At 52.9% G+C, this 12,335-nt stretch carries 10 protein-coding genes; 3 read left to right on the top strand and 7 right to left on the bottom strand.

Annotated features, from left to right (window positions below; all coding sequences use genetic code 11):
- Positions 1-96: 96 nt before the first annotated feature.
- From ALP40_RS08840 to ALP40_RS08870, 7 genes are all read right to left on the bottom strand, one after another.
- Positions 97-2,325, bottom strand: coding sequence for an AAA domain-containing protein (locus ALP40_RS08840; RefSeq protein ID WP_122207912.1), 2,229 nt, complete (start codon positions 2,323-2,325; stop codon positions 97-99).
- A gap of 378 nt (positions 2,326-2,703) precedes the next feature.
- The gene (locus ALP40_RS08845; RefSeq protein ID WP_122207913.1) at positions 2,704-3,693 is read right to left on the bottom strand and encodes an HNH endonuclease; all 990 of its coding nucleotides are present in this window, start codon (positions 3,691-3,693) and stop codon (positions 2,704-2,706) included.
- On the bottom strand, positions 3,690-5,072 hold the full coding sequence (locus ALP40_RS08850; protein WP_122207914.1) for an ATP-binding protein: 1,383 nt from the start codon (positions 5,070-5,072) through the stop codon (positions 3,690-3,692). Before ALP40_RS08850 ends, ALP40_RS08845 begins: the two co-directional genes overlap by 4 nt.
- A gap of 566 nt (positions 5,073-5,638) precedes the next feature.
- Positions 5,639-6,718 (bottom strand): SAVED domain-containing protein, encoded by a 1,080-nt coding sequence (locus ALP40_RS08855; RefSeq protein ID WP_122207915.1) that lies wholly within the window; start codon positions 6,716-6,718, stop codon positions 5,639-5,641.
- Positions 6,715-7,173: a Mov34/MPN/PAD-1 family protein gene (locus tag ALP40_RS08860; protein WP_122207916.1), complete on the bottom strand. Its 459-nt coding sequence runs from the start codon at positions 7,171-7,173 to the stop codon at positions 6,715-6,717. The genes ALP40_RS08855 and ALP40_RS08860 overlap by 4 nt, the downstream gene beginning before the upstream one ends.
- The gene (locus tag ALP40_RS08865) at positions 7,163-8,881 is read right to left on the bottom strand and encodes a ThiF family adenylyltransferase (protein WP_122207917.1); all 1,719 of its coding nucleotides are present in this window, start codon (positions 8,879-8,881) and stop codon (positions 7,163-7,165) included. The genes ALP40_RS08860 and ALP40_RS08865 overlap by 11 nt, the downstream gene beginning before the upstream one ends.
- Positions 8,878-10,080 (bottom strand): nucleotidyltransferase, encoded by a 1,203-nt coding sequence (locus ALP40_RS08870; protein ID WP_122207918.1) that lies wholly within the window; start codon positions 10,078-10,080, stop codon positions 8,878-8,880. Before ALP40_RS08870 ends, ALP40_RS08865 begins: the two co-directional genes overlap by 4 nt.
- Before the next feature lie 304 nt (positions 10,081-10,384).
- On the opposite strand from ALP40_RS08870, the gene ALP40_RS08875 reads away from it, so the two are divergent.
- From ALP40_RS08875 to ALP40_RS08885, 3 genes are all read left to right on the top strand, one after another.
- Positions 10,385-10,816, top strand: coding sequence for a hypothetical protein (locus ALP40_RS08875; RefSeq protein ID WP_147478302.1), 432 nt, complete (start codon positions 10,385-10,387; stop codon positions 10,814-10,816).
- Positions 10,817-11,422, top strand: coding sequence for a hypothetical protein (locus ALP40_RS08880; protein ID WP_122207920.1), 606 nt, complete (start codon positions 10,817-10,819; stop codon positions 11,420-11,422). It abuts the gene before it with no gap.
- A gap of 384 nt (positions 11,423-11,806) precedes the next feature.
- Positions 11,807-12,184 (top strand): hypothetical protein, encoded by a 378-nt coding sequence (locus ALP40_RS08885; protein ID WP_147478303.1) that lies wholly within the window; start codon positions 11,807-11,809, stop codon positions 12,182-12,184.
- Positions 12,185-12,335 lie beyond the last annotated feature (151 nt).

Raw genomic sequence — 12,335 nt, forward strand, 5'->3', positions numbered from 1 at the left:
GGCGGATACGATACACCTCAGGCGGGATAAAAATAAGGGCAGCCAGGCTCAACATCCTGTCCCCAAGCGCAGAAAAAACGGATAACCCTCCAGGAATTATGTCGCGCTATTGCTAATCTCTTCACTCTCAGCGGCGCGCGCCCACTGGGCCAAAAATACAGCCACCTTTTCTTCGATACTGCTTTCGATTGTTTTCAAACGAAGCAATGGAATGTCACACTTTTGTAAAATACTGTTTTTTACAGCATCTCGTTCTGCCTGCTCGGCCTCCTCATGTGATCCGCCATCGACCTCAATAACGCCCAACGGTTTTTTCCCAACCTTGAAGTAAAGGACGAAATCACAACTGGCTTCATTCCTCATGAAAGACAGCTCTCGAGGCGTGAAGGCCTGGCTGGCAATCGATGCCAGCTGTAATAGCTCGACTTCTCGGTGAAATGTAATACCCGCAAGGGATTCTCGGGCAAGCGTCTCACGAAGTATCTGCGCGACGATCTGTTCGGATTTGTATACCGAGTCGCTTGGACGAAGCCTTCTGTTGAGACGTTCAAGTGAACGATCATATTCCCTGTAAAGCAGATCGAATGCAGAGATGACTGGCGCACGATGGACCTGTCCATCCTCTGCGTAATACTCCATATAGCGGATCAGCGCGGCGATATGGCCATTGCTTGAGGCGAATACATCGTCCCCGGTGACCAGCGTGAAGCCGTTCTTAGCCCTGGACACTGCGACATTGACCATGCGCGCGTCGTCCACAAAGTTTAGACGTCTCAGGCTGCTCTTCTTGTCCAGCACAGTGGAAAAAACGATTTCATCGCACTCCCGGCCTTGGAACTTATGCACCGTGTCATTCACGAAGTCCTCAGGCAAATGTTGATTTGAAAGATCAGCCTGAGATCGATACGGAGCCATAAACCCTCTGCCATCCTCGCCGACCCAGGCGCTTTCTCCTTCCCTATCAAGCACTGCCAACAACGAATCCAGCTCCCTGAGGTTGATGTTCTTGCGCGTGTGATTTCCCTTCGAAGTAACGAGCAGTGTCAACGGCTTTTCACCCTTGTCCTGCGTCATCGGAACAAGCTGATTGTCATAGAATTGCTGATTACAGAACTGGATGATCCGGGGATGACATCGGTAGTGCTCCTTAAGCAGCGTCACGGGGATCGCACCACTGAAAATACCGACGCATGAGTCCAGCAAGCTGTACTTTTCGCAGTCGTAAAAGGGTGCAGGCACGTCAATACCCAATTCCACAGGAATGTGCGCAAGCTGCTTCCTGTCGCCGACAATGATCAGATTCTTCGCACACCCCAACGCCAATATTCCCGGAACAATGTCCTGCTGGGAGGCTTCATCAATGATGATGTAGTCCAGAATCGTGCCCCGTCCGAGGGAGTTGATGATCGAATGGGTGCTGCTACCAATGATCGGAAAGCGCTTTAAGAACGCGTCAATCTGGCCGCGATAAGTCTTCACATCAAAGCCTTGGTCATCTGCAAGGTCAGCATGCAGCTGATGCTTCAAGTACTTCATTGAAGAAGAGGTCAGCTCCTTCAGCAACGCATCGAAGTTGCCAACACGCAACGCTTTCTCATGTCGGTTCAAGGCGGCTCTTTTTTCCGCCAGCACCTTGTCGTAGTAGTGAAGCTGCAAACTGTAAAAGATAGCCTTGCGTTTTTCCCAGTTATCAAGCGGTCGCGTACGCAGGATTCTGAAATTGAAAAGCAGCTCGATTCTGTCTTTAATCCTTATCCGCGTCCCTGCAATATGCTGTAGATAGGCCATCAAGTCTGTGACCTTTTGTGGCGACAGCTTGTACCGTTCCAAAGCTGGCGCTATCACACCATTCTCCTGCTGCCACTGCACAAGGTAGCGCCGCTCTATCTCAAGTTCGTTGATTTCTATCTGCAACTGCGCCACGGCATTGCGTGCGCCCAGATAACCCTTCAGCGTCTGCAGGACATTCTGAATACTCTCGATCGATGGCGCTGGCTCGGGCTCGGCTGTCGGACGCAAAGAGGGATTTGCAAAAAACGCCTCACGGTTATCCTTATTGCCCAGATTGGCGAGCAGATAGCCCAGCCCTACCTTACCCAGCTTTTCATAGACATTTTTCACGGCAGCATTGTTGTTGGACACCACCGCAACGGTTTTCCCCTGCAAGAGGATATTGGCGATGATGTTCAGAATAGTCTGCGTTTTACCCGTACCCGGCGGTCCTTCGATGAGGCTTATCTGCGAATTGAAAGCCTGCTCCACCGCTTTTAGTTGGCTTTCGTTCAGACCGAAAGGGAAGATCAAATGTTCAGGCCCAACCTGCAGAGTACTCCGGCCCGTGCAATAAAACGGTTATTTATCAGTAAATTATGAAAACTTGGAATCAACGGCACCGTAATTTATACCATATTTCAAACTAAAGACCCGTAAGTGCTCCCCCTTGCTGCTCAACAACGATTTTCCGCGACTACAGACGGATGTTGGAACTTGGACGGGCCTGGGACTTTTCATCCTTTTCCGCTCGTTGGGTGCGACGGCAAATTCTGGATGGCTAGTGGACGCTTAGCATTTTCACTGGGGAGCATCAATAAGGAGCCTCTCCGTGCTTTCCAGGGGGCTTCAACGAACCAATTTTTCACAGGTGCTGCGAGCGAGGCAGCCTGCCGAGCCGCATAGCGTGCGTAGGCACCTACATTTGCAATCTCAGCCTTCGTCGGGTTCCGCTTCAGACTGCGCGGCAGCTAAATCATCTGCTTGTGGTGGCGGCAACGCCAGAATTTGGCCAGTTCTTACCTGCGGTCGTGGCAGGCCCAGAGGCGGCACCGTCGTCGCGGATGCGGCTCGGGGCGGACGTGCTCGACTCTTTGCGAGGTCAGCACCTGCCGCGGTTTTCATTGAAACTCCGAGCGTGGCCGGGCTGGCTGCAGTGATGCGTTTAGCAGCCAATGCTACCGCTGTTTCGGTAGCCTTTTCGGGCGTCCGTCTACCCGCTGCTCGCGAAAGCCGGGTGAGAACCGTTTCGAGCCCGTCGAGCAAGGCTTTAATCTGAAGTTCCGCTTGTGCATCTACGACGCTAGCCATCCGCGCCACGACTTCCGCATCGAGGAGCGGCACATCGATCGGATTTCCGATCGTGTCAAAATAATTTCGGCGGACCGCCGCCACTAGCGTATCGTGGTCGAGGCCGGCCACCTCGATCGCCTGCTTGTTTAGCTTGCACACCCGAAGGAGTTCCACGCCCTTGTCGGTGTCAGATCTATAGATCTGATAGTTCACATGCTGCATATGCGCGGCCCAGTCATCCAGATACGGATGCGGGATCGAATATCGCGCAGGCTCGTCAGGGAGAGTCTCAATACGCGGATCGGGACGAGGCTGGGGCAGCAGAATGTCCTCTTGCGATTTGGCGTTGTTGCATGCGTCGCATGCAATCGCGAGATTGCCGCTAACCGTGAAAAATTGCGGATAGAATCGCTCGCACAGGATATGCTCGAGATCCCAGCGTCCATTATTGATAGTGTTATTGAACCGCTGGCAATAACAGCAGCGCAGGCGCTGCCCTTTCATCATGGCCTTTTTGATGCGCTGTTTTATATCGGACGTATCGAACCAGCGAATATAATCTTCCTCGCCCACCGCGGCGCGAACCGCTGCGAGCTCAAGCTCCTCGCAGTCCAGAAACTCGACGCTCATGGCAGCAGGATCGACTGGACGACGTTGGCGATAAGTTCGCGTAGTGGATCGTCGGCAGGCACCTGTTCATAGATGCTGGCTAGAAAGGCGGCGATTTCCTTAGCGCGCTGGCTTCGATGCTTGCCTGTGTCGATCAAAGCCAGCGCCTCGAGTACCAGCTGCTTAAGGAAGTTATTGTTTGCGGTCACAACCTTAAAGGCATTGAGTAAGGTTGCATCAGGAGATGCGTTGGCAAGGGCTTTGGACGATATCTCGATCTGGCTCTGATCCAGGCGCAGCACCTTAGCGTCGCGTTCTGCGACGCCGCTGACAATGAGTGGCGAATGCGTTGCGATTATGTAGTGGCAACCCTGATGCTGCTCGAGCACTGCCTCAAGCATCTCGACATAGCGCAGTTGCCATTCTGGATGGAGGCTATTCTCTGGCTCGTCAATGAGCACTAGACTTCCGTCTTCGAGAAAGGCGGCCAAGCCAAGAAATCCGGAAAGCAGGTTGAGTTCGCCCGATGACAGCTCGAGCAATTCGACTGAGCCACCATCGATGCGATCGAGTGTCACCGAATTGAGTCGAAGGACGCGCGCGCGGGTAAGTTCTCGGATTTCCTCGAAATCGATTGGTATGGAAGCATCGCGGCGACCGTGACGGAAGTCGATCTCATACGATAGCGACGTACGCTGAATGCGCGGAGGCCGGCCCGCGACCGCCCTGAGCTGTTCGGCAAGCATCTCGATGCGTGCGCCATCAACTGGCGACTCACTCATGCGAGACCCTTTTGAGTCGAAGGCATAACCAAGACGGATAACCGGCGCGTAGCCAATAGCCGCGAAAGCGCGTTCGACACGACCGTCGGACCGGACAGTAGAGTCTGCAAACGCCAACGCATCGATCGAGCGGAGCAAACGCGCCCGCGGCGACATACGAAAATCGCTCTTGAAACCGAGATAGACATAAAAGGGCTTTACCGCCTCGGGATGACCAAGATCGGTAGTATCGTCTAGTGGAGGGAATTTATCGAAGGGGGTGAAGGACAGCGCAATCAACCTAGTCGGGCCACCGCCACGCAGATGAATCTCCTCTCGCTCTTTGCGAAACGCCGTGGCATCGGATTCCACTGCGAGAATTTCTCGCTGTTGATCAGAGACAATCCTAATCTCGGAAATACGGCCAAGTCCCTGTCGGCTACGCAGCGCCTTTGCCGCAAAATATTGACGAAACGACATCGTCAACTCGCGCAGGATCGTCGATTTTCCGGTACCGTTTCGCCCGACAAGAACTGTAATGCGCGAGGAGGCGTGAGGGGCATCGACAAACTCTAGGCGCCTTCGGCCAAGCACGGGCAGGTCGACGTCGATTGATTCGACAGCAAATAGCGTAGTCATCTAATACCTGAGTTACCGGAATGGAAGCGGATGGTTGCTGAAAATTCGCACTGAAACTTGAACACAGAAAAATTGCAGCCCAAGCAGTTTGACCCACTCGCAGCTGTTCGATCCAGGACGCTCACTGAAATAAACCCTTTTCTTGTCGGGAGCTGGCGGCTGGCATACCAATGACTCTTGCTGGGACATATTGCCTAGCGGCTGCTTAGCGCATCCGGATAGACCGCTTGCGGTTAAACCTAACGTTTACCTACGATAACCTGAACGGACAATTTTGGTCAGCTGCCAGAATTTGCCAGACCCAAAAAGCCCGCAATTACGCGGGCTCCAGAGTGTTTCTTGCTAGATCGTGCCGGGCAATGCCGGACGCGGGATCACTCCACTCTATTATCAACTACCCAGTAAACCCGCCTATTTTAAGGACGAAAATATAAAAAATTTATAATACCATGAGGAAAAACCACGCTCCGTTAAATAAGGTTGCCATTTCTATGAGGTCGTAATCGCTGACGCTACCATCATAGGGAAGCAGATAGGCAAATACCTGGGCCCAGACTATGTAAAAATTAGCGCTGCGTTAGCTCAGCGTGAAGAGCTCCTGCTACAGGCATTCGCAAGCCCCAAGGAAAACGTTTGGGATCGCTCTGCTCGTACTGATTCACTTCAAGCCGCGGAAGATTTCGCTTGTCATAGAGCGTACCGAACCGCAGTGCAATACTCGCAGGGGCCGCCAAGAACAGAGAAATATCAGTCACGCCCTCGCGAGCCAGAGACATCACAACGTCTAGAAACTGCAGCGCGAGCTGCTGCTGCTTTCTCTCGGACCAATGCGAATTGGTACTACGTCCGGCGAGGTCCATCCTAACAATCGGAATATCCGACTCGACAAGGCGAACATCAACGTCTAGCACATCGTAAGAGGCCGATATGCAGAGCGCCACGCGCTGCACTTTTGCGCCGACAGCTCCAAGACCAGTAACAACGAAACGCTTGCCATCATCCTCATCATCGAGCGTGCGCCACATATGCTGCTTGCGATCCCAATCCATAATGAACGTTCTTGATTCATCGTCGACAATCACGCCGAGAAGGAAAAGAAGTGGTACCGGTGCGAGCCCACCGACCACGAACGAAATATCCGCCCTGGCTAGGCCGTCACAACGGCGCGCAATATCGTCAGGCAAGCTCGCAATACGGCGCAGTGCGGCTTCCGGGCTGATGATCTGACCATCTACTACCCCCTGCCTTACATCAACCACCACCTGCTCACGCCGTCCCGGCATAGAGGTCGGGATTGCTTTTATCAACGGCTGCCCCTGCCAATCACGCAACCCCCTCGCCTCAACTACAATTACCTTTTGGCGGCTCTCCAGACGAATATCGCGAATGATCAGAGCCAATCCTAAAAAGACTATGAGGCTTGCAATCAGAAACACGCCCCAACTCAGGGCCATAGAGCCGCCACTTGCCGAGTCCCAGCTGAAGATAAACGGCCCATTGGATGTAGGAATCGTTACGCCGACGGTGAGCCCCACGAGAACTAGGGCGAAGAGAGGCACCCCAAATTTTACAAGAGTTACACCTGCTGATCGTCGCCGAAAGATCCAGTCGATGAGCGATCGCAAGAAGTAGGTGACCAATGTCATTTCTCCAAAATTTCGACAGGCGAGGGGTTAGTATTTCGGGAAAAGAGCGTGCAAGAACAGGAGATCCTGTGCCACCAGTGCAGTCGAACGATCAAGAGCACAGCGAATCCTATGTCGCGTTCGCCCTCGACTAATTCATTCATTGCGAGCGTGTCCTGAACGCTAGGTGTTACGGGGAACCGCGGATGAGAGTGCCACTCCCCTAGATAATTGAAACGGTCATACTCGTGTACCGTCCGGTTGAAGAACTCGCTCAGTGCTCCAGCGTGAGCTTCTGGACTACGGACGAAATGGGCCTGACCTCCAGTCTGATCGTCCATCGAAAGATCAACGATTCGGAAAAAGCCTGGCTCGACTTGCTCGGCCATCAGCACGCCGCCGATCTCACGGCGACCCGCACTTATTAGCGCCCGCCGCAGCTTGGCCTTAACGTCGCGCGCAATTTCAACCCGCATCGGACGCTCCGGGAAGTAGGTCTGCAAGCAGCTGCCTTAACGCATCCGAGTCGCTTGCCTCTGGCTCGGAGCCCCAAGCATCACTCTCTCCGAGATCGATCGGTCGCACGTCAAACGGGGCGGTGAAGATCCACCTTTCAGCCATCCCTATTAAGTAAGCAGAAAACGGGAAGATTGTCGCGCCGGGACGGGCGAGGATATCGATTGCAAACCGAGACAGATGCGCAGCAACGACCGATACATCCGCGTCGTCTGCAATAAGGGGAATTCCTACCCCGCCGCTGTCCGTATACGGCTGCGAAGACCCGTCATCTGGCCATTCAACACCCTGCTCCGCGTACCAGCCCTCAATACGCTGACGGGCAGTAAGTGGCGTCGGATCCATTTTAGGACGTAGGCGTACGACAATGCCCCCTGCCCCGCCCCCGAATACCTGCGCCCAACACATCGGCTTCTCGGCCCTGCGCGCAATCGCCGCGCATAAATTGAACACCGTCGCATCAGCGGTGGCATCTATGATCAGATCGCACTCCGCGATGTCGCTCACTGTGGCGGAAATCGTTCCGCCGCTCTCTTGGCCTCCTAGGACTGTGGTACGACTAGTGACGTCGCAATCAGCACTGACCTCCTTGAGCCGGGCCCCGAGAGCAGGTGCCTTATGAATCCCCACCGACCGCCAGTCGAGCTCGTTGCGCACTAAGTTGCCGGACGCGAGGACGTCACCATCGATGAGCACGAACCTACCCACACCCGAACGGGCGAGGTTCACAGCGACCTTCGACCCGACAGAGCCACATCCTACCACCGCGACCTTCGCTCCTGCCAAACGAGCATATTCGGGATCTAGGCGCGCACGACCGTGTTCGGCGAACACCAAGTCGTAGTTGATAAGCAAGCGGGATTCCACACTACCGATCACCATTTGAGCTTGAATACTTATGCCATCGAAGAGGATGACCCCCACGGCACAAGACACTGCCGATAGCTCTGCTGCCGTAGGTCCAAAACCGTGATGCTGAAGTAGTGAAGTCAGCTCCTCAAGCGTCTTACTTTTTGCTGACGCGCCCTCAGGCAGACGGACAACCCAGGCGCTCAGCAGACGGACGCCGTACCCGCGCTTATTAGATTCGGACCATAAAGGTGCATCTTTTGGGCCCATACGCGAGAGCTGGGCAGCGTAAAATCCTGCGAAGTCGTGTTCTTGGATCTCGGCCTCAACTACCTTGCCCTCCTCGACCATCAATAGACCGGCCCAAACGTCGTACGAGTAGAGGAACCGCAGTAGCGCACCCCGAGTTCGTTGGGCTGGTAAAGAGTTGTGATCTGAAGGAGCAGGCGCCCCTGTCTCATGCTCGGACGACAGCAGGCGATAGGCACTTTCAATCATCATGGCGCCGGTGACATCCGACGTCCAATTATCAGGGCGATACTGCAAGCATAGCTCTCCGGCCGTACCATACTGGTGGCCAGAGATGCGGACTCCGTCCCGCGGGACAATAGAAGGTGTCACGTCCGGGAAAAATTCGGGATAGGTAAGTGTTAGCGGGACAATCCGTTCCCCCACCTCAAGATTGAAGTCGACCGCGATCTGGAGGTTAGCCACAAACCGCCACTCGATATTCGACAGCCACGAATTCCGATCGAGCAGATCCGCTACCGAGGCTCGCTCGAATTGTGCCCGAGAGGGTTGATCTGCCCACCAGATCAAGCGAAACCCTTTGGCGATGTCGGCTCACGCCGGGTATTCGGAAATACTGGCGCGCTGGAAGCCGCAGCGCCTAGGGCAGCAGCAGCCGCCGCGGGGCGTAACATGCTTCCAGGTGGCGGCCCTAGACGAGCAGCGGCTCTTTCCGCAACTGCCCCCATGCGAGGTTGGATGCTTTCAATCAGACGCCGCCTTTCAACCTGCCCTGCGAGCTCCCCAAAATCGTGGCGAGCTTGCCCAAGCCATTCAAAGTAAGCTGCTTCTCGCTCAGGATGTTGCGGCCATTTGTCAGCAAAATTCTCGAGAGGGTCGGATGGGTTACGAATGATGCAATTATGCCCGTCGTGCTCTATGAATCGATCCATACGCGAAAGGATTGAAAAGAGGGCATCCGCGATCTTCTCTTCACCATTGTAAGCATGGGCAGCGAGCGTAGTGATAATTACCGAAATCGGCCGCTCGTCGTAGCGTCCCACAAACATCCCGTCCCGATGCCGCTTTAAAATCATTATGGCCGACTGGAGAGGCGTCCGAATTTTATAGTCAGGTATATCCTCAACGCTCGCTTTTATCGACTCCGCGAGCACGCGCCTACGTTTCTCAAACACCGACCCCATACGTTGCCTGAACCACTCCGCGTATCCCTTGGGATTCGAGCGCTGCCAATCGTTAGAGATAACCTCGTAGACTGGTGACCTAATATCGGTAATGATCATGGCTGTCTCAGACCATTTCAGATCCAGCCCACGCGCTTCAAGCTGTAGGCGCTGTGGGGTTGCGTTGGGAATTGCAGGGACGATGTCCATATGAAATTGAGCACCGTCTGCATAAGCTAAGACCCAGCAACGGCGCCCCTCGGTAACAGGCTTCACCATATTCTGCGAGTTACGATAAGCCTTGACCTCATCGCCGACCAGCGCCTTGAGTTGTTGCTGGGTCTGGTCTCCGGTTCCGAGACGGAGCAAGCAGACGGAGTCAACATCGTATTCCTCCTCATCACTAAGCGGGCGAATTGCTGTACCTAGTCGAAACGATCCTTGAACGTATACCTGCGGATCGTAGCCAACGACGGTAGATTCCGCACGATGCAACCATGCCCCTAGAGACTCATAGCTCCGGCACGCTTGATCGTATCGGGCCTCACTGATCGCGAGCTCATCTGCAAGCGCGGCGAGATAGTCTTCAGCAGTTTGCGTCGGCATCCTTGTCAGCTCCCCAATTTCTTGGCTTCTTTAATGGCACTATAATACCATTCACGTAACATCGGCTAGGCAAGTCGCAACCAAAAAATACTGTACCGGCCGTTTAGAATCGTTTCCGGCCGTGACGCGAGGGAATACGCTGGATACAGCGATCTTGTAGGACAGCCGAAGCTAGTCGGATGAGGTGCTGAACTAGCGTCACCGATCAAAGGGCTAGCTTCTTTTCCGATCCCGTACAGGCATTGGAGTCGGCCCACAAGCCAGAATGGTATCGTGCGAAGACGTAAAGGGGAGCGACGTTGTCATGGTTAGTGAATTAGTAGAAATGCTCGGTCGAGCGAGAACCTTAGCAGGTGATGAATTTACTGGGGTCGGCGTGATTGTCTGCAATCCGGATACAGAGCTTCCCACAGTCCCGCTCAGACTGGAGATCGAGATCCCTGAAGAAGAGGATGCAGCTTTATCCTTGGCCAGAGTTTCTAAGGTAACGAACGACCTCCACGACGGGTTCCATGTGCTGACGCCTGATCTCCGCCTAGTAGCAATGTCACAATATTTTTCTCCTCCTGTATCGAAAACCGCGCTTATAAATAGAAGCAGGAAATTTGGCGGACGGTACTTGGCAGCACTATTTGGATCAACCATTTCAAAAGTGCTTTTATGCGGCATTGCCACTGGATCATTAGGTATTGTCATATTTAAAGATGGCCAAGAAATTTTCTCCGAGAGAACATAGATGTTTTTACTATTATATCCGCTACGGCTAATTGGCTTCATAGCTATCGCATACTGTGTATGTGTGATTGGGAGTTATGAAATAATCAGCAGATTTCATTCCGAGCAAAAAACCGAGATACTTGGAATGGCATTAGGCGGCGGCGCTGCACTTAATACAGTAGTAATTGGGTTTACATATTGGGGCTGGAGAAAAGTTTGGGAGTTTTTGCCATTCCTGAATAGCTGGCTTTTCCCTGACCTCAATGGTGAATGGGACATGACGATCCACTACCGAAACCACGGTAAGAGCGGTGAAGTTCGTGCCAAAGCCATAATCAAACAGAACTGGCTGAGTATGAGCATGGAGGTGTTGTCGCAAGATTCAGATTCACAGACGCTGGCGATGGTACCAAAAAAAGATCCTGAATCCGGCCGGGCCCAAATCTTCTACTTCTATCGTGTGACGCCAAAGAAGACCAATATTGCTACAAGAGAGGCTTATGAGGGATCTGCCAACTTGAAGTTCTTCGAAGCTAGCTCAACACAACTGGCAGGAAATTATTATACCAGCGCGGCAACGGACGGGCACTTTGAGCTAACAAGACCAGGCACTAATCCTCCATGACTGTGTTGCCTGCCGCATATACGTCGCATCTGTTATTCTTTTGGAACGTGCAACCCACAACAATCAGCAACTCGGCGCAAAAAAAGGCGGAAAATGGCGATGAGCGATACAAAAGAACGTGAGATTTTCGGCAACTTTTCACAGTACGAAACAGCAAAAAAGGATCTTTACGAAGTATGTGCACAGATATTAAGATTTCCCCACGAGCGCGAACATGAAAGATATTTTTTACTGGCTGTCGCTCGTCGAACATTATCTTTATAAGCAGCCTTCAGGCAATCCATAGAAGCGTGCAACGGCCAAATGGCAATGACGCTTGTTCGGTTAAATCTAGATACTCTAGCAAGGTCCTATGCACTCTACTGGGCAGATGAGACAGATAGCATGACCGCAGAAACATTTGCGCAGCAAGTCGCCCAAGGAAAAAACATCAAAGATATTAAGTTACGTGGAGCGAAAGAGAAAGCTTCTGACAGATGGCTAATAAAACAAATAGAAGGTCTAGGAGACTGGATACCAGTAGTTTATAAAAAAACATCTGGCGCTATTCACTTCTCAGACTTCCACATCAAGCAACTACTGCAGCAAGCTAAGCCAATCAAAACGCTCGAAGATGGCCCACTACATGCAGATTTAACCATCGGTCCTGGCGAGAAGGACGCCGAACCCGAACTTTACCGCGAGCTTAAACAATCGTTCCTGCATATTACCCTTATGCTGATTGTAGCAATACAACATCGGTGTGAACTAACGCTCGAGTGACCTAGCAGTTATCCTTGTAGGGCTCCTTTTGAGGAGTTGAAAAGTTCTAAAGCGGCGACCCCGGAAACGGTCCAAGTGAGCCGTCACCCTTTCCGAGCATAGACTATCATGCTCATCGTCTCGCGAATTTGTCCGTAAGCGCTCCATAAAC

This window comes from Pseudomonas viridiflava (assembly GCF_003702045.1).
In the GTDB taxonomy this organism is placed as follows: Bacteria; Pseudomonadota; Gammaproteobacteria; order Pseudomonadales; family Pseudomonadaceae; genus Aquipseudomonas; species Aquipseudomonas viridiflava_C.

Bases quoted from the DNA above. Each gene is read 5' to 3' on its own strand.
- ALP40_RS08845 (WP_122207913.1), bottom strand. From the start codon at position 3,693: ATGAGCGTCGAGTTTCTGGACTGCGAGGAGCTTGAGCTCGCAGCGGTT.
- ALP40_RS08850 (WP_122207914.1), bottom strand. From the start codon at position 5,072: ATGACTACGCTATTTGCTGTCGAATCAATCGACGTCGACCTGCCCGTG.
- ALP40_RS08855 (WP_122207915.1), bottom strand. From the start codon at position 6,718: ATGACATTGGTCACCTACTTCTTGCGATCGCTCATCGACTGGATCTTT.
- ALP40_RS08860 (WP_122207916.1), bottom strand. From the start codon at position 7,173: ATGCGGGTTGAAATTGCGCGCGACGTTAAGGCCAAGCTGCGGCGGGCG.
- ALP40_RS08870 (WP_122207918.1), bottom strand. From the start codon at position 10,080: ATGCCGACGCAAACTGCTGAAGACTATCTCGCCGCGCTTGCAGATGAG.
- ALP40_RS08875 (WP_147478302.1), top strand. From the start codon at position 10,385: ATGGTTAGTGAATTAGTAGAAATGCTCGGTCGAGCGAGAACCTTAGCA.
- ALP40_RS08880 (WP_122207920.1), top strand. From the start codon at position 10,817: ATGTTTTTACTATTATATCCGCTACGGCTAATTGGCTTCATAGCTATC.
- ALP40_RS08885 (WP_147478303.1), top strand. From the start codon at position 11,807: ATGACCGCAGAAACATTTGCGCAGCAAGTCGCCCAAGGAAAAAACATC.